General features: G+C 65.3%; 24 protein-coding genes. 18 read left to right on the top strand and 6 right to left on the bottom strand.

Annotated elements, in window-relative coordinates:
• Positions 1 to 23 precede the first annotated feature (23 nt).
• From MOK15_RS21400 to MOK15_RS21415, 4 genes are read right to left on the bottom strand one after another with little or no spacing between them, the layout of a single operon-like run.
• Positions 24 to 1,175: a hypothetical protein gene (locus MOK15_RS21400; RefSeq protein WP_242933685.1), complete on the bottom strand. Its 1,152-nt coding sequence runs from the start codon at positions 1,173 to 1,175 to the stop codon at positions 24 to 26.
• Positions 1,172 to 2,971, bottom strand: a complete 1,800-nt coding sequence (sctC, locus tag MOK15_RS21405) for a type III secretion system outer membrane ring subunit SctC (RefSeq protein WP_242933686.1) — start codon at positions 2,969 to 2,971, stop codon at positions 1,172 to 1,174. The genes MOK15_RS21400 and sctC overlap by 4 nt, the downstream gene beginning before the upstream one ends.
• Positions 2,968 to 4,929: a flagellar biosynthesis protein FlhA gene (locus tag MOK15_RS21410; protein WP_242933687.1), complete on the bottom strand. Its 1,962-nt coding sequence runs from the start codon at positions 4,927 to 4,929 to the stop codon at positions 2,968 to 2,970. The genes sctC and MOK15_RS21410 overlap by 4 nt, the downstream gene beginning before the upstream one ends.
• A 2-nt stretch (positions 4,930 to 4,931) precedes the next feature.
• Complete coding sequence (locus tag MOK15_RS21415; protein ID WP_242933688.1) at positions 4,932 to 5,657, bottom strand: lytic transglycosylase domain-containing protein; 726 nt, start codon at positions 5,655 to 5,657, stop codon at positions 4,932 to 4,934.
• Positions 5,658 to 6,188: 531 nt separating this feature from the next.
• Between MOK15_RS21415 and MOK15_RS21420 the strand changes: the two genes are divergently transcribed.
• From MOK15_RS21420 to MOK15_RS21505, 18 genes are all read left to right on the top strand, one after another.
• Entirely contained in the window at positions 6,189 to 7,316 is a 1,128-nt protein-coding gene (locus tag MOK15_RS21420; RefSeq protein WP_242933689.1) for an EscU/YscU/HrcU family type III secretion system export apparatus switch protein, read from the top strand.
• Positions 7,313 to 7,621 (top strand): flagellar biosynthetic protein FliO, encoded by a 309-nt coding sequence (gene fliO, locus MOK15_RS21425; RefSeq protein ID WP_242933690.1) that lies wholly within the window; start codon positions 7,313 to 7,315, stop codon positions 7,619 to 7,621. The genes MOK15_RS21420 and fliO overlap by 4 nt, the downstream gene beginning before the upstream one ends.
• The gene (locus MOK15_RS21430) at positions 7,618 to 8,301 is read left to right on the top strand and encodes a hypothetical protein (RefSeq protein WP_242933691.1); all 684 of its coding nucleotides are present in this window, start codon (positions 7,618 to 7,620) and stop codon (positions 8,299 to 8,301) included. Before fliO ends, MOK15_RS21430 begins: the two co-directional genes overlap by 4 nt.
• 12 nt (positions 8,302 to 8,313) lie before the next feature.
• Positions 8,314 to 8,595 carry a FliM/FliN family flagellar motor switch protein gene (locus MOK15_RS21435; protein ID WP_242933692.1) on the top strand — a complete coding sequence of 94 codons (282 nt, stop codon included), beginning with the start codon at positions 8,314 to 8,316 and terminating at the stop codon, positions 8,593 to 8,595.
• Between the two features lie 5 nt (positions 8,596 to 8,600).
• Entirely contained in the window at positions 8,601 to 9,251 is a 651-nt protein-coding gene (gene sctR, locus MOK15_RS21440) for a type III secretion system export apparatus subunit SctR (protein ID WP_242933693.1), read from the top strand.
• On the top strand, positions 9,244 to 9,513 hold the full coding sequence (gene sctS / locus MOK15_RS21445; protein WP_242933694.1) for a type III secretion system export apparatus subunit SctS: 270 nt from the start codon (positions 9,244 to 9,246) through the stop codon (positions 9,511 to 9,513). The genes sctR and sctS overlap by 8 nt, the downstream gene beginning before the upstream one ends.
• Positions 9,513 to 10,310, top strand: a complete 798-nt coding sequence (gene sctT / locus MOK15_RS21450) for a type III secretion system export apparatus subunit SctT (protein WP_242933695.1) — start codon at positions 9,513 to 9,515, stop codon at positions 10,308 to 10,310. Before sctS ends, sctT begins: the two co-directional genes overlap by 1 nt.
• Positions 10,307 to 10,654 carry a helix-turn-helix transcriptional regulator gene (locus MOK15_RS21455; protein ID WP_242933696.1) on the top strand — a complete coding sequence of 116 codons (348 nt, stop codon included), beginning with the start codon at positions 10,307 to 10,309 and terminating at the stop codon, positions 10,652 to 10,654. Before sctT ends, MOK15_RS21455 begins: the two co-directional genes overlap by 4 nt.
• Before the next feature lie 135 nt (positions 10,655 to 10,789).
• A complete protein-coding gene (locus tag MOK15_RS21460; protein ID WP_242933697.1) occupies positions 10,790 to 11,419 on the top strand; it encodes a hypothetical protein in 630 nt (209 codons plus the stop codon).
• Between the two features lie 93 nt (positions 11,420 to 11,512).
• On the top strand, positions 11,513 to 11,821 hold the full coding sequence (locus MOK15_RS21465) for a hypothetical protein (RefSeq protein ID WP_242933698.1): 309 nt from the start codon (positions 11,513 to 11,515) through the stop codon (positions 11,819 to 11,821).
• Positions 11,822 to 12,157: 336 nt separating this feature from the next.
• Positions 12,158 to 12,703 (top strand): hypothetical protein, encoded by a 546-nt coding sequence (locus tag MOK15_RS21470; RefSeq protein ID WP_242933699.1) that lies wholly within the window; start codon positions 12,158 to 12,160, stop codon positions 12,701 to 12,703.
• Positions 12,703 to 13,350: a DUF6683 family protein gene (locus tag MOK15_RS21475; RefSeq protein ID WP_242933700.1), complete on the top strand. Its 648-nt coding sequence runs from the start codon at positions 12,703 to 12,705 to the stop codon at positions 13,348 to 13,350. The genes MOK15_RS21470 and MOK15_RS21475 overlap by 1 nt, the downstream gene beginning before the upstream one ends.
• Positions 13,351 to 13,480: 130 nt before the next feature.
• Positions 13,481 to 13,954, top strand: a complete 474-nt coding sequence (locus MOK15_RS21480) for a hypothetical protein (RefSeq protein ID WP_242933701.1) — start codon at positions 13,481 to 13,483, stop codon at positions 13,952 to 13,954.
• Positions 13,955 to 13,985: 31 nt separating this feature from the next.
• Complete coding sequence (locus tag MOK15_RS21485) at positions 13,986 to 14,867, top strand: DUF1521 domain-containing protein (RefSeq protein ID WP_242933702.1); 882 nt, start codon at positions 13,986 to 13,988, stop codon at positions 14,865 to 14,867.
• 76 nt (positions 14,868 to 14,943) lie between these two features.
• A complete protein-coding gene (locus tag MOK15_RS21490; RefSeq protein WP_242933703.1) occupies positions 14,944 to 16,308 on the top strand; it encodes a DNA/RNA non-specific endonuclease in 1,365 nt (454 codons plus the stop codon).
• Complete coding sequence (locus MOK15_RS21495; protein WP_242933704.1) at positions 16,305 to 16,613, top strand: immunity protein YezG family protein; 309 nt, start codon at positions 16,305 to 16,307, stop codon at positions 16,611 to 16,613. Before MOK15_RS21490 ends, MOK15_RS21495 begins: the two co-directional genes overlap by 4 nt.
• 347 nt (positions 16,614 to 16,960) lie before the next feature.
• On the top strand, positions 16,961 to 18,400 hold the full coding sequence (locus tag MOK15_RS21500) for a hypothetical protein (protein WP_242933705.1): 1,440 nt from the start codon (positions 16,961 to 16,963) through the stop codon (positions 18,398 to 18,400).
• 41 nt (positions 18,401 to 18,441) lie between these two features.
• A complete protein-coding gene (locus tag MOK15_RS21505) occupies positions 18,442 to 18,843 on the top strand; it encodes a hypothetical protein (RefSeq protein WP_242933706.1) in 402 nt (133 codons plus the stop codon).
• Here MOK15_RS21505 and MOK15_RS21510 read toward each other — a convergent pair.
• Together MOK15_RS21510 and MOK15_RS21515 are read right to left on the bottom strand one after the other, a co-directional pair.
• Positions 18,838 to 19,587 (bottom strand): isocitrate lyase/phosphoenolpyruvate mutase family protein, encoded by a 750-nt coding sequence (locus MOK15_RS21510; RefSeq protein ID WP_242933707.1) that lies wholly within the window; start codon positions 19,585 to 19,587, stop codon positions 18,838 to 18,840. The genes MOK15_RS21505 and MOK15_RS21510 overlap by 6 nt on opposite strands.
• A gap of 204 nt (positions 19,588 to 19,791) precedes the next feature.
• A complete protein-coding gene (locus MOK15_RS21515; RefSeq protein ID WP_242933708.1) occupies positions 19,792 to 20,601 on the bottom strand; it encodes a class I mannose-6-phosphate isomerase in 810 nt (269 codons plus the stop codon).
• Positions 20,602 to 20,764: the final 163 nt, after the last annotated feature.

Consider the following 20,764-nt stretch of genomic DNA (forward strand, 5'->3'; position numbering starts at 1 on the left):
ACTCTCCTTTGTGGCAATCCAAGTCAGGGGGTGATCTGTTCCAGCCGCCCATCCTTTTCGAAGGTGACGGCATTGGGGGTAACGGACACCAGATGATGTCCGGTTGGCAGGGTCGATCCGGGGAACCAGTGCGATCCGTCGGCGGTGACGATATGGGCGGGATCGGTGACGATGGTGGCCAGCCCCGCGCCGCTCTGGGTGAAGAAGGCCTGCAACGGGCTGGCGTCCAGCCTGTCGTCCACCTTGAAGCCCACCTGCCGGACGGCCGGCAGATCCTTTTGCAGGTCCGCCTTCACCACTGCCTGCCGATCGGCCGGCATATAGCCCGCCCGCACGACCAGCACGCCCGGCTGGGCGGGACTGACCCGTGCGGCGACGCCCTTGCTCTGGAGGATATCGGTCGCGGCGGCCGCCAGTTGCGGCCCGGTCTGCGCGTCGACAATCACGCCGTCCCCATGTTGCAGCGCCAGCGCGCGCAGCCGGGCGAGTTCCTGTTCGTCGCGCACCACCCCGCCCACGGTCAGGCTCCCATCGGCCGCTTCGCCGACGCTGACACCGGTGAAGCCCGCCTGTCGAACCTCGCGCTGCAAGGCGGCTGCGTCGCCGCGCCCCGCCACCAGCGTGCCGAGCGGTTGCGCCGCCGCCATGCCCAGCAGCGCGATGCATGTCGCCCCGGCCGCCAGCCGCGCTGTCTTCCGGTCGATCCGGCCCAGCCGCGCGCGGCCCATGTCCAGCAGCCGGTCGAACAGGCGCGGCGCCTGCAATGGCCCCACCGCCACGCCGCAGGGCGTATCGGCGATCTTGCTCGCATCCTCCCAACGTGGCGACACCGGCGCGCCATGGGCGACCAGATATTCGCCCAGGCGAAAGGGCAGATAGGCCGGCAACACCGCCTGCTCGCCCGCTTCCAGCGTTCGCCCCAGCAGTTCGACCCGTCCCTGCAACACGCGCAGTTGCGCGGTGTCCGGGTTGATCTGCAATTCGATCGAACAATCGCGCGTGCCCGCGCCGCGCAGCACCACGTCATTGGCCAGGCCATGGCCGATGCTGATCCGGTCGCGCCCGTCGAGGGGATAGGCCTTGCCCGACAGGCGGCCCGACAGCAGCTTCAAGACCCGTCGGCTGATCGTCGTGCCGCGCGGGCTGGCGATATGTCCCATAGTGGCGGTGGTCATTGCAGGCTCTCCATCGGCAGGCGCGGCGCCGTTGGCGCCACGCCCAGCGTCGTGGGGGCGGGGCGCGTCACGGCCGGTGAATCGAGCCGGGTGATGCGCGGTGAGATCAGGAACAGACGTTCGGTATGCTGGCGCCGCTTGGACCGGGTCTTGAACAGTTCGCCGACCACCGGGATCTGCCCCAGCACCGGGATGCTGCTTTCCGAATCCATGTCCGAATTGACGGTCAGGCCGCCCAGCAACAGGCTTTCCCCTTCCGCGATCAGCGCCTGGGTATTGACGCTGGCGCGCTCCACCACCGGGATGCGATCGACTGTGCCGTCCAGCAGTGCGCCGTCCTCGACATGCACCACCATGCGGATGCGTGGCTGGCCGTTGTCGGTCAGGACATGGGGATTGACGCGCAGCACCGTGCCCGCCGTCACGTTGAACAGGTCGACCTGCCGGTCGCCTGCTACCCGGACATAGAAGGTGCGGGTGCGGTCGAACACCGCCTCGACATTGGAAAGGGTGACGAGCTGCGGTCGCGACACGATCTTGGCCGCGCCCTTTTCCTCCAGCGCGTTGATGCGGGCGATGAACTCGTTGTTCGCGCCGATGATGCCGGACAGTGACAGGCCGCGATTGGCCGCGCCGTTGTTCAGCGTATCGGTCAGCGGATTGCCGGTTCGTCGCACGATGTCGCCGCCGAACAGCGCGCCCCAGTCGCCGCTCTGAAAACGCCAGTTGATCCCCAGTTCGCGCAGCCGGTCGACATTGATGTCGACGATCGTCGCTTCCAGCTCGACGATCTGCGGCGCGATGTCCAGCGACCGGACCAGCCCTTCATAGGCGGGCATATTTTCCGGCCGGTCCCGCACGATGACCGCATTGAGCGACGGGTCGACGGTGATGCGCGGCCCGGCCTGCGGCAAGGGCTGAGGTTGCGCGCTGGCCCGGACACCGCCCGGCAGGCCCAGATAATCTTCCTCGTCATTGTCATAGGGGGTGGATCGCGATGCGTCGGGGGCGACGCTGTCCAGCCCCCGGCCCATCAGGCGCGGCGCTGACTGGCGTATCTTCTGATCGCCATAGGTCGCCCCGACCGCGCCGATCGGCTGGCCGTCGCCCATGATGCGCGACACGGTGGTGGCGACGCCCGGCACCCGTACCTCGCGGTCGCCGCTGTTCAGCGTGGTGTCGTCGGCGCGGGCATAGCGCAGGTAGAAGACGCGCAGTTCATAAGGTTCGATGCCGCTCGGCGTCAGCGGTTGCGCATGTCCGGGGGCGATGGCGGCGACCGACGGCTGCTCGCGCACCGCCGTGCGGGGCAGGGCGGTGGCGATCTGCTGCACCTGGTCCAGGAAGCGCGGCACGCCGGTCGCCAGCACCGCTTCGGCCGACGTGATGCGCACCCGGTTGTTGGCGTCGCTCAACTGCCCGCGCGCCACCGCGCCCGACAGGTCGGCGGCCCGGCCCGGCGCGACCGCCATGGTCCGGCTCTGCACGTCATTGGCGTTGTAGATGGTGACGACCGATCCGTCATAATAAGCGATCAGGTTGAAGGCGCTCGCCACCTGCCGCCAAATATCGGCCGGAGGGCCGGAAAAGCGGCCGTTGATCTTGCCATTCACCGATCCGTTGACCGCGACGCGCAGGCCCGATGCGGCGAAGAATTGATTGAGGAAATCCACCGCCGGCTGGTCGCGCGCGCTGATATGGATATTCTTGTCGCTAAAGGGCGGTGGGGCGGCATGGAGCGCGGGGGCGGCGCAGGCGATCGCCAGCCCGCAGCCCAGATGCAGCAGCCTCTTCATGCCGCCGCCTCCATCGGCTGTTCCTCGATCGCTTCGGGCGTCCGATCCAGCGTGCCGACCACGTCCAGCGGCAACGCCGGGGTCAGTTCATTATAGCTGAGGATCGGCAGGCCGAAGAGGTCGCCCGCCGTCAACTGCCGCAGCGGCCGGCGCAGGTCATAGGCGGTGACGATCGCCCGCGCGCCGCATTTCGCCGCCTCGGTGCGGATCATGCCGATCAGGGTGCGCGCCTGGTCGGGCGGCATGGCCAGATGCGCGACACCCTCGACGGTTTGCAGATTGTCGCGGAAAAAGCGCTCTAGCCGTCCACCCACGACCAGCACCGGAAAACGCCCGTCGGCCATATAGGGCACGGCGATATAGCGGCGCAGCGCCACCCGTGTCCGGTCGGCGATCGGCACGGCATTGCGTTCCGACTGGCCGATCTCGGCAATGGCTTCCAATACGTCGCGCATATTCCGCAAACAGACCTCCTCTTCGGCGAGCAATCGCAATATTTCGGCAATGCGGGGCGAGGACACGGCGCGAACGACTTCCTTGACCAGGTCGGGATAGTCGGCGCCGATCCGGTTGAGCATCGCGGTGGTTTCCTGAAGACCCAGGAAGCGGGCGGCATTGCGGCGCAGCAGCGCCTCGACTGCCGCCGCCATTCCATCCTCCAGCACTCCGTCGGCGATGCCGGACCCGACTGGCGCTTCATAGGCGTACAGCGCCCAGCGCGGCGTTTCGCCGTCGGGCAGCAGCCGGGTCACGATCTCGCCCGCCGGCATGGGCAGGCCCAGGCGCGTCTGCACCGCCTCGATCACCTGGACGAAATGGGCACGGGCCGTTTCCGCGCGGTTGGCGTCCAGCCCCGGCGCGGCGATCTCCAGCACCAGCGGGCGGACCGGGCGCGGTGCGGCCGGCTCGGCCGCCAGCGTCTCGGGCAGCATCTTCTCGCGCGTGTCGAACCGCGCCGTTTTGGCGCCGATCCAGGCGCGCGACACGGGATGCTGCCAGGCCGCGGCCCCGCCCAGCGCCAGCGCGATGCCGATGAACACGGCGGTGGGGAAGCCGGGGATCAGCGCCATCAGCAGGCACAGGATCGCGGCGGGCACCAGCACCTTGGGCTTGCTGCCGATCTGATGGACGATGGCGGGGCCAAGGCTGCCGTCGCGGCTTTCGTCGGTGGTGCGTGTCACCAGCAGGCCCGCTGCCATGGCGCTGAACAGTGCTGGAATCTGGGCGACCAGGCCATCGCCGATGGTCAGGATGGAAAAGACGTGCATCGCCTCTCCCGCTTCCATCCCATGGCTGAATACGCCTACCGCCAGGCCGCCGATCAGGTTGATGAGAACGATGACGATGGAGGCGATGGCGTCGCCCTTCACGAACTTCATCGCGCCGTCCAGACTGCCGTGCAGCTTGCTTTCCATCTCCAGCGTCCGGCGCCGTTCGCGCGCTTCGTCCTTTCCGACCAGCCCCGATCGCAGGTCGCTGTCGATGGACAATTGCTTGCCGGGCATCGCGTCCAGGCTGAAGCGCGCCGCCACTTCCGCGACGCGCTCGGCGCCCTTGGAAATGACGATGAACTGCACCACCGTGATGATCAGGAAGACGACGAGGCCGACGATCAGGTTGCCGCCCGCGACCATCTCGCCAAATTGCTGGATGATATGCCCACCCTCGGCCGTGGTCAGGATCATGCGCGTCGTCGCGATCGACAGCGACAGGCGGAACAGGGTGGTCAGCAGCAGCACGGTCGGGAAGGTCGAAAAATCCAGCGGCTTGGAAATATGCAGCGTCGCCAGCAGCAGCAGCAAGCCGATCGCGATATTGATCGCGACCAGCATGTCGATGACCAGCGTCGGCAGCGGCAGGATTAGCAGCGCGACGATCGCGACGACGCCGACGATCAGCATCAGGTCGGCGGGGCGTACCGTGCTGCGCGGCAGGCGGGACAGAAGCGAAGCGGCCACGGCTACAGACCCGAACCGCTGCGCAGTGCGGCGTAGCGGCGCATCACCTTGCCGACATAATCCTGCGTCTCGCGATAGGGCGGCACCTGGTTGCCATAGCGTTCCACCGCTCCTTCGCCGGCATTATAGGCCGCCAGGATCAGGGTGAAATCCTTGCCATATCGCTTCTGCAGCGACTTGAGCAGCCGCGCGCCGGTATCGATATTGGTCGCCGGGTCGTAGAGCGCCTCGCCGGCCACGCCAAAGCGCGCACCAGTGTCGGGCATGATCTGCATCAGACCGCGCGCACCGGCATGGGAAATGGCACTGGGTTCATAGGTGGATTCAGTCCCGATGATCGCGTGCAGGAACAGCGGATCGATGCGATAGGCTTGTGCGCTTGCCTGGATATGCGGCTCGAACGCGCTGTCGATCCGCCCGATGCGGATCGGCTGGTCGAGCGTCGCGCTGACGCGCCGCGTGCCGGCGGGCGGGGTTGCCAGTGCGGTCTTGCGGCGTCTGATGTCCTTCTTGCCCTCGCCCTTGACGCCGGTGATCCGCGCCACGTCGGGCGTGGTGCGGATCGGCGCGCGGGGCGCAGCGACGATACGCGCCGCACAGCCCTGCAGGGCCATGTAGCTGTTGACGCTGTCCTGCCCCGCGACGCGCAAAGTCGAATGCAGCGGGCAGGACCCGAAATCGATGTCCCGCCAACTGACATTGTCTTGCGCAACCGCAGTTCCGCCCATGAAGGCGCCTGCGAATAATATGGAGGCGCACAAATAGTGCGCTTTAAGAATCCCCATCCTGACGATCTCCTATCTGGTGACGTCCACACACCAAATTATCGATCTGTCTAAAACAGTATAAAATAACGATTTTCTTGATTATTACTTGGTCCCGCCGACCCTGCGAGCCACCCGTTGGGCAGGCGCCTTGTTGCGCCGGATTTTCAACTAAACCACAGTAACGAGATCAATCGTGCTTCAGGGACGATGAGGCGACGAAGAAAGTAAAATCGAATAAAATGATGAAAAAATAGTAACATAATCATTTCAATTAGATGAAAATCCATATCGCGATCGTAACGTCTATCAATCCAAACGACTCGTCCCGAATTTGAAGTATGGGGTTGACGACATGGCGTGTCCTCTGAGCTTTTACTTGCGTCCACACACACGCATCATGGGCTGTGCTTTGGTTGTCGCTTGCGGTCATTTCCAAGGTAAGGCCCGTATAATCAGACTATTTTCCAGACCATAGCGACGTGTGGAGCGACCATGGCCGAAAAGAATGACGGCGGCGACAAGACGGAAAAGCCGACTCCCAAGCGGCTGCGCGATGCGCGGCGCAAAGGTGATGTCGCCAAGTCGAAGGATGTTGCGCCTGCCATCGGCATGATCCTCTGGTTTCTGTTGCTGCTCTTCGCCGCGGGCCATGCCGGCGCCCAGATCACCGGCCTGATGACCGATACGCTGGGCACGGCGACGACCATGCCCTTTGATCGCGCGGCGCCGACGCTCGGCTGGGCGGCGCTGCTGGTCCTGCTCTCGGTCAGCCTGCTGATCCTCGGACCGGCGGCGATCGTCGGCCTGGTCGCCGAATTTCTCCAGGTTGGTGTGCTCGTCACCACCGAAAAGCTCAAGCCCTCGCTCGACAAGCTGAACCCGGTCGAAGGCTTCAAGCGCATGTTCAGCATGGATAATCTGATCGAGCTGATCAAGACGGTGGCCAAGGCGGCGCTGATCCTGCTGATCGCGGGCGTCATTCTCTGGCGCTCGGCCGACGCTTTTGTCAGCCTGGTCCAGACCGCCGGCTGGTCCCCCGTCGCCCATCATGGCGACAAGGTCGCGCAGGCGATGCTGGCGTTGATCCGCTCGCTCTCGGTCCAGTTGCTCGCCTGGACCTGCGTGGTCTTTCTGTTCGTGGCCGGCCTCGACCGTGCCTGGACGCATCATCGCTTCATCAAGAAATTGCGGATGAGCCGCCGCGACATCAAGCAGGAATATAAGGATAATGAGGGCGATCCGATGCTGCGCGCCCAGCGGCGCCAGCTCCATGAGGAATGGGCCAACCAGAATGCCGTCGGCGCGGCGGGCCGGGCCAATGTGCTGCTCACCAACCCCACCCATCTCGCCATCGCGCTCGACTATGATCCCGACGATTGCCCCGTGCCGATGATCGCCGCGAAGGGTGAAGGCCCGCTCGCCGCCGCCATGCGCGCGGAGGCGGAGCGGGAGGGCGTGCCTATCGTCCGCAACATCGGCCTTGCCCGCGGCATCTGGGCCGAAGGCGAGGTTGGCGGCCCGATCCCGCGCGACAGTTTCGACGCCATAGCGGAAATCATCCTCTGGGCGCGGCGCGCGCGCGACGGGCTGGAATCGGCTGTCCGGGAGGATGCGGCATGAACGCGGGCACCTTCTTCCTCAGCCTGCTGGCGGTGGTCCTCGCGCTCGCGGTCGTGCTGGGCCTCGCCTGGGTCGTGCTGCGCCTGCTGCGCCGTTGGAACGACCATTTCCAGGGCGGGGAAGCGAATGAACAGCCGATCCGCTTCCTGCGCGCCATGGCCGTGGGCCAGCGCGAGCGCATCGCTCTGGTCGAGGTGCGCGGCGAAGTGATGCTGATCGGCGTCACCGGCGGCGGCATCAGCCTGCTTGCCCGCTGGCCCGAAGGCCGCGCCGCCCCCGTTCTGCGGGAACCGCGCCAGCCATGACGCCCGACAAGCCTCAGTTTCCTACGATCAGCGCCGATGAAGCGCATCAGCGCCAGAGCCTGCTCGGCGCGCTGTGCGGCGTGCAGATGGGCGAGGGCGTGCTGCGCGCTAGCATCCCGCCGTGCAGCACGGACGGGGAAGCTGCCTGGCTCCATTGCGCCGAAGACTTGGCCTTCCGCATCGTTCGCCTCGACGACCGACCGATCCGCATCGACCCCGCCGAAGGTCCGGCCATCGCCACGCTGCTCGATGCCGCCGATCTCCTGCTCAGTGCGATCGAAGCCGCGCTTGGCCTGGAACTCGAGCCTACCGACATCGGCCCGCGCCCCGACCGCGCAACCCTTGTCGCCCGGGTCGAAACCGGGGAAGGGGAGGCGCGCATAGACCTCGCCCTCCCGCCCGACGCGGCCCTGCTGCCGACGCCCGCCCCCTTCGCGCCGCTGCTGCTCGGTCACATCCCGGTGCCGCTGCGCATCATCCTTGAAGGCCCGCGCCTGTCACCCGTCGATGCCGCGACCCTTGCGCCGGGCGACCTGCTGCTGCTCGGCCCTGCGATGCCGGAAGCCCGCTTTCGCCTGGCCGACGGAACGATGGTGCAGGGCCGCATCGCGCCGACCGAACGTCTGTTCCGACCGATCCCGCACAGGGATGACGCGCTCACAGCTTCACCTCTCCCCTGAAGGCAGGACGCCATGGATGACACCGATGCACCGACCATTTCTCCAACCCCTGTTCATCCGGCGTTCCCGGCCGATGATTTCCAGGTCCAGCTTCGCTTCGAACTCGACCAGGCCGACGTGCCGCTCGCCCGGCTCCAGGCGGTGCAGGAAGGTGGCGTATTGCCGCTTCAGGATCGCGACGGCGCGCTGGCTGTCCGTATCCTTGCAGGCAGCCGCGCCATCGCCACCGGGCAGATCGTCTCGATCGGCGACAGCTATGGCGTTCTCATAGAGACGATCCTCAAGGAAAGCTGAAGCCCATGGACGTGTCCGCCTTCACGCCCGGCAGCGCGCTGGTCGTCGTTGTCCTCATCGCGCTCGCGCCCTTCTTCGCGGTGATGGTGACAAGCTTCACCAAGATCGTGGTAGTGCTCTCGCTGCTGCGCAATGCGCTGGGTCTTCAGCAGGTGCCGCCCAACGTCGTGCTGAACGGCATGGCGATGATCCTGTCGGTCTATGTCATGTACCCGACGATGCAGCAGATGGCCACCGCCTCAGGTGAGCAGACCATTCCTTCCCAGACCAGCGAAATCTTCTCCGCCGCCGATCGGGCGAAGGAGCCGCTGCGCGCCTTCCTCATCAAGCATAGCGCAGCGGACGAGCGCGCCTTCTTCCTGCGCACGCAACAGCGCGTCGCAAAGCAGAGCGGCACCCAGGCGGCCAGCGCCACCGACTTCATCGTCGTCGTTCCCGCCTTCATCGTGCGCGAACTGACCGTCGCCTTTCAGATCGGCTTCCTCATCTTCCTGCCGTTTCTGGTGATCGACCTGGTCATCTCCAACATATTGCTGGCGATGGGGATGATGATGCTGTCCCCCGTCACCATCTCCCTGCCATTCAAGATCTTGCTCTTCGTGCTGGTCGATGGCTGGGTGAAGCTCTCGCACGGGCTGGTGCTGAGCTATGTCTGACAGCATCATCCGCATGACCATCGACGCGCTCTGGCTCGTCCTCCTGCTTTCCACGCCGCCGATCGTGGCGGCCTCGGCGGTGGGGCTGCTGGTCGCTTTGGTGCAGGCGGCGACGCAGCTTCAGGAACAGACGCTGCAATATATGCTCAAATTCTTCGCCATCGTGGCGACCATCTTCCTCACCGCCTCACTGCTGGCGGGCAGCCTCTATCGTTTCGGCGACACCATCTTCACCGAATTCCCCGCGATGGTGCGGCAGTGATGCAGGGGGGGATGCAGGGTGTTCCGGGATGGACGATGGAATTGCTGCTGGTCGGCATCGCCTCGGCCCGTTTCGGCTTTGCCTTTGCGATCATTCCCCTGTTTGCGCAGAACACCATCCCCGCGACCGTGCGCAACGCGATCATCCTGACCTTCGGCGGTATCGCCTTCGCGCTCCAGCCCAATTTCATGGTGAGGGATATCGGCACCTTCGGCTGGGCGATGATGCTGCTGCGCGAAGCCGGGATCGGCATCGCCATCGGCTTCTTCTTCGCCACCATCCTCTGGGCGATGGAGGCGGCGGGCGAGATCATCGATGCCAAGGTCGGCGCCACCATCGGCCAGATACTGGAACCGAACGGCGGCACCATGACCTCGCTCACCGGGTCGCTGCTGCAACGGCTCGCCCATGTCCTCTTCGTCGCCTGGGGCGGGTTGTTGCTGCTGGTCGGCACGATCATGGAAAGTTTCGCCGTCTGGCCGATCGCGCAAAGCTGGCCGAAACTCGACCCGCACTCGCTGCTGCTGTTCGAAGGGGAGTTTGGCCGCCTCATGACCCTGGCGCTCGTCTTCGCCGCGCCGGTCCTGGTCATGCTCTATGTGATCGACGCCTCGCTCGGCCTGCTCAACCGCTTCGCCCAGCAACTCAATGTCTTCCCCCTCTCCCTCTCGCTCAAAAGCTGGGCGGCGACGGCATTGCTGCTCATTCTTGTGCCGCTGCTGGCGCAGGCGGTGCTGATGGACCTGTCCACCCGCAGCGACGTGGTACGCGCGGTCGCCCGGACGCTCGCCCGATGACCGGCGAGGAGGAGGAAGACGCCCGCCTGCGCGAACTGATGCGCCTGTTGCGGCAGGCCGACGCCCGCGCCGCGCAGGAGGATGTGCCCGTCGGCGAATATCGCATCCCCCGCTCGCGCGTGCCCGAACGGCATAGCGGCGCCATCGGCACGCTCACGAAAACCGAGGTCGCGGTGCTGCGCTTCCTGGGGTGGGGCCGCGCCAATGCCGACATCGCGACGCTGCTGGTCATCAGCGAGAATACGGTGCGCGTCCATCTCAACAACATGTGCCGCAAGCTGGAACTGGACGGGGTGCGCGAACTCAATGCGCTCGCCGGGCTGCTTTTCCACCCGCTCACCTAATCGGATCGCTTAGCCACTTAGTCGGATCGGTGAGGGCGGACATGGCGCGGGCGGTTCATACAGGATGGCGACACGGCCCCCGCCGTTGGTCACGGCCCGCAAGGGGCTCAAGTTTTTTGCATCAGGAGATATGCGATGTTCGGCCTTGATTCCTTCAATCCCGTTTCCCTCCTCGCCACCTCGATGTTCGGCCCGATCGGCGGCGTCGTTGCCCAGCTGGCGCAGCAGGTCTTTTCCTCCTTCGGTCAGAATCTGATCCAGCAGCTCGGCCAGAATCTGGGCCTGCCCCAGTCGACCATCGACCTGGCCCAGTCGTCCTTCGCCGGCTCGATCGGTGACTTCCAGGGCGCGACATCGAACCTCAACGAAGCCGTCGCCGGCTTCGGCGCGGGCACCGGTGCCAGCCCGACCGACGTCGGCAACGCCCAGAAGGGGTTCCAGGACCTGCTCCAGAACTTCATCAACGACCTCAGCCAGAGCGAAGAGTTCAAGAACGCCAAGGCTTCGGGCGGCAAGGGCGGCTCGTCGGGTGGCGTCTCGGGCGCGCCGGGCTGGCTGATGGCGATGGCGCAGGCGCTGGGCAAGGAACTGGATCGTCTGGGCGACGACATGGCGTCGCGCGCGGACTCGCTGAGCGGCGACGATCCAAGCGCATCGGCCGAATTCGGTGTCGTGTCGCAGCAGTTCTCGATGCTGATGAACGCCACCAACAATGCGATCAAGTCGGTCGGCGAAGCGATGGCGAACACCGCCCGCAAGCAGTAACCGCCTGCCCCGCAAAGCGAACGGTTGGAGGCCCTTTCCTTGGAAGGGGCCTCCTTTCGCACTATCAGGCACCTGCACAGACAGGAGGATGCCATGCTCCGTACTGCCATGATCGCCCTTGCTTTGATCCTGCCCGCCGGCTCGGCCATGGCGCAGGACATCGGTCCCGTCATCAGCCCGTCGCAGGCCGCCGAGGGCGCATTCCACCGATCGCGCATGGGCGCGCAGGCGAAGGCGATGCGCGACCGAAAGGGTGTGCGTCCGTCCGCTGGCCCGCAACCCGGCACCCCGGCCTTCCAGCGGCAGGCCTGCGCCAACCGCCCGCTCTACCGCAAGCAATATGGCGCGGATCATCCCCAGGTGCAGAAGCTTGAATCCCTTTGCACCCAGGCCGGATATTAGGACCGATCGGCATCGGTTTGGCCGCGGCCGAAGTTCACAGTGTCGTGGGTCTATTTTGGCCCGATTCGCAGAAATTGAGCCAGAGAAGCGACGGAGACGCGACACCCAAGCGACACTGGCGCGACAGGGGGCGGGCAAGCTGTTCCATCGCACAGGATAGACCAGAGGAAATCCTACATTGAAAGCGCCTTCTATGCGGGGTGCGGTTTCGACCAGGCCCTCAGCATGTCGATCGGCCCTAATCGCATCGACTAGGCCGCTAGTCGGATCGGCGAGTGCGCCGCCGGGGCGAAGGCTTCATCTTGCGGCCCGATATTCCCGCCAAAGGAGACACCCATGGGCATCGGCGTGCTGACCAATCCCGTCGCGGACCTGGTTCCCCTCCTGGGCGGACCGCTCAACAGCCTGCCCTGGTATCTGCCCCCGCGCAGCAGCGCGAACCGCAGCGCCACCACCAGCAGCCTCGCCATGGGACCGGGCATCTTCGGCTCCTTCGGGGACACGCTATCGACCGGGCCGCTCGGCTTCCCCCGGCTCGCGCGCCATTATGACGCGCAGGGCGGCACCCTCGCCGATCCCGAGGCTGCGCCGATCCTTTCCCTGACGCCGCGCGCCGCGATCGACGCCGGTCCCGGCTATCGCCTCCATCTCGACGCCGACAGCGGCCGGATCGCGGTCGAGCATCTGGACAGTGGCACGCAGACGATCCTCTGGGGCGAAGGCGGCCCGGCGCTGGCGCAGGAAAGCTGGTTCGGCCTCGACAACGGCACCGCCCTGGCGATCGACACCGTCCCGGCCGCCGATCATGCGCAGGCGTTCGAGGCGGTTCGCATCGACATCAGTCGCGACGGCGGGACGCTCAGCCTGCACGCCCGCGACTGATGCGCTACGCTTTCCTGCTTGGAGCCGCCCTCGCGCTCGCCACGCCCGCGCTGGCCCTTGACCCTTCCGTCCTGCCGCGCGACCTTGCCGTCCCGCCCGAGGCGGCGACGGCCGACGCACCGCAATCCGCCACCTATCGCCCCGACCCCGCCGTGCGCCGCCGCCTGGCCGACATCATGGCGGAGGGCGCTGCGAAGGAAGGGCCAGCGCAGGCGGCCGAGATGCGCCAACTCGTCCTGTCGGGGCAAGCGGTGCGTCAATATGAGCGCGTCGCCCCGCGTCTTGGCTATCGCGCCAATGACGCGATCGACGGCCTTGCCTTCTACCTGCTCGCCCAATGGGGCGTTGCCAACGATCATCGCCCGGACATCACGCGCGCGCAGGCGGCGGGCGTCCGTCGGCAGGCCGCCGCAGCCTTCGCGTCGGTCGCCGATCAGGTCGCGACCGACGCGCTGCGGCAGGAATTCGGCGAAATGCTGATGATCCAGGGCGCGATCATCGCGGGCACGCATGAGGCGGCGCTGCGCGCGGGCGACCAGGCGACGCTCGATCGCTATGCCGCCATGGCGCGCGAAGGCGGCCATCAGCTCTTCCAGGCCGATCCCGCCGATATCATCCTGACCGACCAGGGTTTCCGGCGCAGATAGACGCTCGTTTCGGCCACGCTAGTCGATCCGACTAGGCGGCTAATCGGATCGCGGAGCGCCTTTCTTCCGCCAATCTGCTCTTATCCTTTTCGACAGCACGGCACGCCGCCGCGACAAACCGAGATATGACATGATGACCATCGACCCCAGCATTAGTGGCACCGGCATCAGCGGCTCTGGCCCGATCGGCGCCCTTGGCGGCGCGAGTGGCGATACGCCCGGCGCGGGTCTGGTCGACGGCTTTCGCGCGCTCGGTACGGATATCGTGGCGCAGGTGGCGGGCAGCTTCGGCCTCCTGCCCGTCAGCGCGCCGGGGCAGGGCGACATTTATGGCTTGCGTGTGATCGCCGATCAGGTCGGCGCGGCCTTCGGCGAGAATTCCGCCGCCAATCTGGGCGCGCTTACCCGCGCGATCGAGGATTTCGCCGGTGCCATCGCCACCGATATGGCCGCCTTTGCCGACGGCCGGACGCTTGATCTGGTGGACGGCGCGCTCGCCGTTTCGCCGCTGTCGACCGCCGCCGATCTTGGCGGCGTTATCGATGCTCTCGACCAGGCACGCACCTCGCTGGAGGCTGCCCGCTCGACCCCATCGCCGGCCTGACGCCGCGACCTGCAAGCAGAAGGGAATGGACATGACGACCATCAACAACAGCTTCAATCTCAACTTCGCGGTCAATAATTTCAACGCCGCCCCTGCGGGCCAACTGGGCGCCAACATGACGCTGCAACTGGCGGCGGGCATCATGGGCAGCTATTTCCAGCCGCTGATGGCCAGCGCCTTCGCTTCGGCCACGCTGCCGATGCTGTTCCAGATGCAGGGTGGCACCATCCTGCCGGGCAATGGCGGTCAGACGCCCCCCAGCTTCACGCCGACCCCGGGCGCTACCTGGACCGCTTCGCTCAAGAATGAGAGCGAAGGCACGATCGACCTGGGCGACGGCTATTCGCTGGAACTGGACGAGCGTAATTCGGAAATCCGCATCTATAATGAGGAAACCGGCGAAACCACGCGCATCTGGGGCGACCCGCATGTCGATATCGACGGCAAGCACGCCTTCGACTTCTGGGGCACCACGACCTTCGAGCTGGAAAACGGCACCAAGATCACGATCGGCACTGAACAGTTCGCCGCCAATCCCAATGAATATGTCGCCAGCAAGCTGACCATCACCAAGGGCGACCAGGCGATCGTTGTCGACGGCATCAGCCAGAATGAGATTGGCGACCTGTCCATTTCGATGTCGAACAACGGCCGGGCGCTGGATGCCCAGACCCGCGACGGCTTCGTGCTGGAGGAAAATGCCAATGGCGCGGGCTGGCGGTCGGAACTGACCGGCAATATCGCCACCCAGGCGGATCTCGACATGACCAAGGTCGGCGCGATGTACGGCCCGGGCAGCGACGCGCCGAGCCTGGGTGAGATCAGCCAGCAGCTTTCCTCCTTCCTGCTGTTCGGCTTCATCAACGCGCTCACCAACGCGGCGCTCCAGGGCGGCCTTTCGGGCCGGGCCTGACGGCGCCGGGGGCGGCCTTCCCCCCCTTTCTCCCGGGCCGCCCCACCCCCTTCCCCCAGGTATCGAGGGTGTAATCATGGGTATGGAAGCTGCAGACAGCATAGGCCAGGGATCGGCCGGCGTCGGATCGACCACGTCCACATCGGCCGCCGTCGCGTCGGACATGGTGAACGAGCATCGCACCGCAGGCACCCTCGATACAACCGCCCTGGCGGCTGATGTCCAGGCCCGCACTGCCGACGACCCGCAGGCGCAGGCGGACCTGAGCGCCGCGCTCGAAACGCAGATGACCCCGGTCGAACAGGGCCAGTTCAGCGCGGCGATGCAGGCGGCGAACGACAATAGCGGCTATGGCGTCTCGATCGAGGGACAGGAATTTGCCGTCGGCGACTTCCCCGATGCACCGGCGGCGGCGACCTGGGGTTCGCAACCGGTCGGCAGCGGTTATAAGGAAGCGTGGGACGCCACCGCCCAGCGGCTGGGCACCACTGATCCGGCCGCCATCACCGCCGCGATCGAGGCGCAACTGACGCCGCCCTCGGCGGTCACGACGCTCGACCCGATCATCGTCGAAGGCGAGGCGGCGCCGGAACAGCCCGCGTCCCTGCCGTCGGAGGAAGGCATCGGCTCCTTCTTCGAAGGGCTGGTGAAGGGCGATTTCAGCGACAATGACAGTTGGTCCGCGACCGCCGGCCAGGTGATCGGCGGCTTCATCCCGGTGGTGGGGCAGATCGGCGACGCGCGCGACACGGTCGCTGCGATCGGCGGCGTGATCGAGGGCAAGGATGGCGCCTGGGGCAATCTGGGCCTGGCCGCTATCGGCTGGGTGCCGGGCCTGGGCGACATCGCCAAGGGGGCGATCCGCGGCGGCGAAAAGGCATTGGACGCCGGTGGCGAAATCGCGCAGCAGGCCGCGCGCCATGGCGACGAACTGGCCGACGCCGTGCGGCCCCGGATCGAAATGGACGGCGGCAGGAAGGGCGACTGGTCGCCCGAACTCAACGCCCGCACGCTCAAGCCCGACGCCGATTATCTCGTCAACGGCTATACCTATCGCACCGACGCGCAGGGCCGCGTCTCCGATGTGGAGGGACAGCTCGACCTCCAAACCGCCGACCGCAACAGCTATCAGCAGGGCGTGTCGGGCCGGGAGGATCGCCTGGCCGACGACCAGGGCGGGCATCTGATCGCGTCGATCTTCAACGGTCCCGGCGACCGGGTGAACCTCGTGCCGATGAACGGCAATTTCAACATGGGTGCTTGGCGCGACCTGGAGCGCAGCTTCCAGGAAGCTCTGCAGGACGGCAAGACGGTTGATGTCAAAATCGAGGTGAAATATGGCACGGACAGTCAGCGCCCTGACAATTTCCGTGTAACCTACGCCATTGACGGCGTGCCGCGCACGCGCATGTTCGATAATGTGCCTGGAGGACAGAAGTGAGCGAAGCCGATCCGCATCTGACCATCGCCCGGCAACTGGTGCAGGCCGCGCCGCCGGGATGGCAGACGCTGTGGACCGAAGGCGAAGTGGGGGAGGGTTATAGCGACCTGCTGTTCGCCTATGCCTCGCCGGAGAAGGAGCGCAATTATTTCGTCCCCTCCTACGAGCAGAATGAGACGATCCACGCGGAACTGGCCAAGCTGCGCGACCGGATGCAGCAGCAGGGCAAGGCCAAGTGGAAGCATTTCATCTTCACGCTCCAGCCCGACGGCAAGTTCAACCTGCATGTCGATTATGAGGATTGAGGATCCGTTTGGGAATGCGCTCTTTCGCGCATTGTCAAACAGCCTCTTAGAGCGGGGCGTAGGGCCGCTGTCCTACGCATCCTGAATCTGTTAATCTCCGGCCAAGGCGCACCATATTCCTGCGGAAACAGGAATATGGTGCGCCTTGGTTTCTGGCCGATGTTGGGAATGATATTTTCAACAGTTGATCGAAAATGTCCGATTCTACGGGAAATATGCGAAGTTAAGCGCGGCATTTCCTATTTCTAATCGGATCGATTAGCCCGCCTAATCGATCTGGCGAGACCCTTTTCCTCCCGCTTGCGCCACAAGAGGCGCCAGTCGCGAAAACCAAGGGAGCGCCCGCCATGACAGACCCCGTCGGCGATGCCGTCAATCATATCCATGACAAGCTCGACACGTCGGGCTGGTTCAACACCGTCACCAACGGCGAAACCCACGACATCGTCAACACGCTGAAGGGGCTTCCGGCCGATCAGGCGGATCAGACAGTCGACCGGCTCCAGCAGTCGGGCGATCTCGATCGCGTCGCCCATGAGGTGATGGATGGTGACTGGTTCGGCAATGGCGGCCTGTCGGGCGACGAGCGCCGCGCCTTCTTCGCCGACATGGCCGGCAAGCTCGACGGGCAGAGCCTCACCGCCTTGAGCGACGCCTTCGCCGGCGCCGACAATGGCGGATTCGATCCCGTGACCGAAATCGGCAAGGCGGTCGCCACCCATGCCGCCCCGCAGACCAAGGTCGATTATATCGCCGCGATGAAGGGTGGGGTCGATGACGCCACCCAGTCCAATTACGGTTTCGGCTACAGCAGCAGCCAGATGCAGGATGCCGAAGCGACGGCGGTCGGCGATGTACTCGGCTCGCTGCGCGGCAGCTACGCCGAATCAGGCTTCAACGCGATCGGCGACAAGTTGCCCGACGTGCTGACCTCCGCCGTCGACGGCCAGCTCATGACCGTCGCGAGCATGGGCGGCGCCAGCAATTCGATTAGCTGGAACGCCGACAGCTATGAAGCGATCATGGGCGCAGCAGCCAGCACGAACAACCCCGACCTCAAGGCGCAGATCTTTGACGCCGGCGTCCAGACGCTGCGCGAGGTGCGCGACACCAACAGCGTGATCGGTGGTCTGACCGTGACCGGCAAGGATGATACGCTGCGCCAGATGACCGATGGCCTCACGAAGATCATTGACAGCGACACGACCGGCGTCATGCGCGAACTGACCTTCAACCAGCAGACGATGGACGGTTCCAGCTTCGGCGCCTATGCCAAGGAAATGCTGAACCAGGGCCGCGAGGATGCGCTGGGCCAGCAGATGGGCCGGCTCCAGGTCGGCAACAACGCCACCGAAAATCCGGTCAACTATCTCAACCAGGTCGAAACCGTGACCGGCACCAACCAGGAACGCCGCGCCAATGCCGGTGCGCTCGGCTATTTCGTCGGCGGTGTCTATGCCGCAACCACGGCACGCTCCGCCGATGTGGCCGAGCAGCGCGAGACCACCACCGCTATCCTCAAATCCGCGCTCACCGTGGTCGACAAGGTTGGCTCGCTGGGCGGCGCGGCTGGCCGCACCATCGCGGCGGGCGCGGCAGTGGGGAAGGAATGGATGCAGATCGCGGTCAAGAACGCCATCGCCGATGAAGGCGCCGCCGCCGGAATCCGGCTGGAACGCGGCGCGCTGCCGGTCAATTCGACGACCGGAGAGCTGGGTGTGGGCGATGCCGTCGCCAGCGCCTTCGAGGATCGCCTCGCCTCCGTCACGCGGACAGCGAAGCCCTGACCGGTATCCTGCGCCATGCATCGCCCATTCTGCTGGCGGCCATGATGATCGGCGGTTGCGGGGATCGCGTCGGGCAGGATCAAGGCTCGCTGCCGGTCTCCCCGCAGCTTGTCTATCGCGAGGAGCTGCCTGTCGGCGACGCCGTCAACGCCCGGCTGACACGCGCGACCAACGCCGTGCGCGACCAACTGGAACCGCAATGGGGACGGTTGGATGGCCGGGTCTACCTCCTGCCCAGAAGCGCGGCGGCGGACTTCCTGCGGCAGACCCCGCCGACCGGCTGGACGGTGGTCGCCGCACCGCACCGACTGGCCAGCGGTGCAGGCTGGCTGATATCCTATGCCCGTGGCCGCCAGTTCATGGCCTATCTGCTGCTGGACGGGACGGAGGGGGAGTATCTGCCCGTCCAGTTGCTCCATAGCCCATCCCCGGCAAGCTCATGAATCAAATTGCCTGAGCCTGTGGGCGGCTTCATCGACCGCTGCCCAGGCCCGATTCGCAAGACTGCCGCCCACGCTGCACCTGCGGACGCCCAGCGCCGCGAAGGCCTGGATCGAAGCGTCATAGTCGTGGATGACGACATTGACGGGTTTCGGAGCCACGGCCGCCACCAGTTCCGCCACGGCGCCCTGGTCGAGGATGAAGGGAACGAACAGGCAATCCGCCCCGGCCTCGGCATAGGCCACAGCGCGCGCGATACTGTCCGCAACCGTCATGTCAGGCGCCCGAAAATTCTCGCTGCGCCCGATCAGCATGACATTGGGATCGATCGCATCAATGGCGGCACGGGCGGCGGCGATACGCTCGCAGGCAAGGTCGGCCGCATATATTTCGCTGCCTGACCAATCCTCGATCGAAATTCCCGCGATGCCGGTTTCGATCGCCATTGCGACATTGGCGGCGACGCCCGCCGGATCGTCGGCAAAGCCATTTTCAAAGTCGGCATTGATGGGCAAATCGGTCGCATCGACCAATAGCTTGAGGTGCTCAAGCACTTCGTCCCGCGAAAGCCCGCCATCGTCCTTCCCGGCAGCCCAGGCCGCGCCCGCGCTTGTCGAGGCGAGAGCCTTGAACCCTAGCTTCGTCAGCCGGACGGCACTGCCCGCGTCCCAGACGTTGGGAATGATGAAGAAGCCCTCTTCATGCAATGCGCGGAATGTTAGGCGTTTGTCGCTGATGCTCGGCATGATCTCGCTCCTCGCCCATCGACAGGTCGGATGATGAGCTTATCCTTTATAGCATTTTCAAGTTGACCGTTTACGGTCAACGGCTCGGAAAATGCGGCAACCAAAAACGAGAGCGTTGCCATTCGATGTGGAAACGCTCCAGATTGAGGTTAGAACGGGCAGCCTGCCTGAGCAATCGGCTTGGTGGCCTTTTACACTCGACATTCAGGGGAGGTAGGCGATCAGGGCGCTCATCTTCTCCTGGGCCGTGATGGTGGCCTTTCCTTCGACCAGCCAGCATTCCCCCTTGCGCCACGCCTGGCCGTCGATCGTGCCGACACCGGCGAGTGGGATGAACCACAGCATGTCGCCTTCGACCTGCCGCTGCGTATCGCTATCCCCTTGAACCATATCCAGGATGAAGGGCGTATCGGGACCGGCGACCAGCCTTTCCCCTGCGGTGATGGGCACGATCCGGTCGGGCATGGCATAGGGCTGGGCGACGCTGACGGCTATGGCCTGGTCCAGATGCAGTTCGCGAGGACGTCCATAATCGTAAAGCCGATAGGTAACGTCGTTATTCTGCTGGACCTCGACCAGCGTCACGCCGCCGCCAATGGCATGGACGGTGCCGGCCGGTATATAATAGAAGCTGCCGGGTTCGACCGGCTTCCAGTCCATCAGCCCTTCGATGCTGCCGTTCAGCGCGGTGGTGCGCAATTCTTCCGGCGTCAGGTCGCGCGTCAGGCCGATGCCCAGCCGGGCGTCGGGCTCGCTGTCCAATATATACCAGCATTCCGACTTGCCACCGGCCAGCCCCTGTTCCTGCGCCTGCGCGTCGTTGGGATGTACCTGCACCGACAGCTTCTCGCTGGTGAAGATATATTTGACCAGCAGCGGCAGAGCCTTGTCCTGTTCGGGCGAGAACCAGACTTCGCCGACGCGGGTGCCGTCGGCGGACGCGATATGGGAAGGAATGTCGGTACGGCCCCAGGGCTTTTCGACCGTATGGGCAAGGAGACGGGTAGTGGTCATGCGGTTCCTTATGGGCTGCCCCTGCGCGAGGCAAGCGATCAGCGGAATAGCCTGCCCGGAAGGTCCGAGGCTTGGCAATGGTAGCGCCCTACAATAGCGTGGAACAGGACGGCCGCCCACATGATTTCCGGCCCTCTGCGACGAATAGGAGCCGAAAAATTTC

Origin of the sequence: Sphingobium sp. BYY-5 (assembly GCF_022758885.1) — a bacterium.
GTDB lineage: Bacteria > Pseudomonadota > Alphaproteobacteria > Sphingomonadales > Sphingomonadaceae > Sphingobium.

Bases quoted from the DNA above. Each gene is read 5' to 3' on its own strand.
- MOK15_RS21505 (WP_242933706.1), top strand. From the start codon at position 18,442: ATGATGATCGGCGGTTGCGGGGATCGCGTCGGGCAGGATCAAGGCTCG.
- MOK15_RS21435 (WP_242933692.1), top strand. From the start codon at position 8,314: ATGGATGACACCGATGCACCGACCATTTCTCCAACCCCTGTTCATCCG.
- sctS (WP_242933694.1), top strand. From the start codon at position 9,244: ATGTCTGACAGCATCATCCGCATGACCATCGACGCGCTCTGGCTCGTC.
- fliO (WP_242933690.1), top strand. From the start codon at position 7,313: ATGAACGCGGGCACCTTCTTCCTCAGCCTGCTGGCGGTGGTCCTCGCG.
- MOK15_RS21490 (WP_242933703.1), top strand. From the start codon at position 14,944: ATGGGTATGGAAGCTGCAGACAGCATAGGCCAGGGATCGGCCGGCGTC.
- MOK15_RS21500 (WP_242933705.1), top strand. From the start codon at position 16,961: ATGACAGACCCCGTCGGCGATGCCGTCAATCATATCCATGACAAGCTC.
- MOK15_RS21475 (WP_242933700.1), top strand. From the start codon at position 12,703: ATGCGCTACGCTTTCCTGCTTGGAGCCGCCCTCGCGCTCGCCACGCCC.
- MOK15_RS21485 (WP_242933702.1), top strand. From the start codon at position 13,986: ATGACGACCATCAACAACAGCTTCAATCTCAACTTCGCGGTCAATAAT.
- MOK15_RS21415 (WP_242933688.1), bottom strand. From the start codon at position 5,657: ATGGGCGGAACTGCGGTTGCGCAAGACAATGTCAGTTGGCGGGACATC.
- MOK15_RS21465 (WP_242933698.1), top strand. From the start codon at position 11,513: ATGCTCCGTACTGCCATGATCGCCCTTGCTTTGATCCTGCCCGCCGGC.
- MOK15_RS21420 (WP_242933689.1), top strand. From the start codon at position 6,189: ATGGCCGAAAAGAATGACGGCGGCGACAAGACGGAAAAGCCGACTCCC.
- sctT (WP_242933695.1), top strand. From the start codon at position 9,513: ATGCAGGGGGGGATGCAGGGTGTTCCGGGATGGACGATGGAATTGCTG.
- sctR (WP_242933693.1), top strand. From the start codon at position 8,601: ATGGACGTGTCCGCCTTCACGCCCGGCAGCGCGCTGGTCGTCGTTGTC.
- MOK15_RS21510 (WP_242933707.1), bottom strand. From the start codon at position 19,587: ATGCCGAGCATCAGCGACAAACGCCTAACATTCCGCGCATTGCATGAA.
- MOK15_RS21400 (WP_242933685.1), bottom strand. From the start codon at position 1,175: ATGACCACCGCCACTATGGGACATATCGCCAGCCCGCGCGGCACGACG.
- MOK15_RS21480 (WP_242933701.1), top strand. From the start codon at position 13,481: ATGATGACCATCGACCCCAGCATTAGTGGCACCGGCATCAGCGGCTCT.
- MOK15_RS21470 (WP_242933699.1), top strand. From the start codon at position 12,158: ATGGGCATCGGCGTGCTGACCAATCCCGTCGCGGACCTGGTTCCCCTC.
- MOK15_RS21515 (WP_242933708.1), bottom strand. From the start codon at position 20,601: ATGACCACTACCCGTCTCCTTGCCCATACGGTCGAAAAGCCCTGGGGC.
- MOK15_RS21460 (WP_242933697.1), top strand. From the start codon at position 10,790: ATGTTCGGCCTTGATTCCTTCAATCCCGTTTCCCTCCTCGCCACCTCG.
- MOK15_RS21430 (WP_242933691.1), top strand. From the start codon at position 7,618: ATGACGCCCGACAAGCCTCAGTTTCCTACGATCAGCGCCGATGAAGCG.
- sctC (WP_242933686.1), bottom strand. From the start codon at position 2,971: ATGAAGAGGCTGCTGCATCTGGGCTGCGGGCTGGCGATCGCCTGCGCC.
- MOK15_RS21455 (WP_242933696.1), top strand. From the start codon at position 10,307: ATGACCGGCGAGGAGGAGGAAGACGCCCGCCTGCGCGAACTGATGCGC.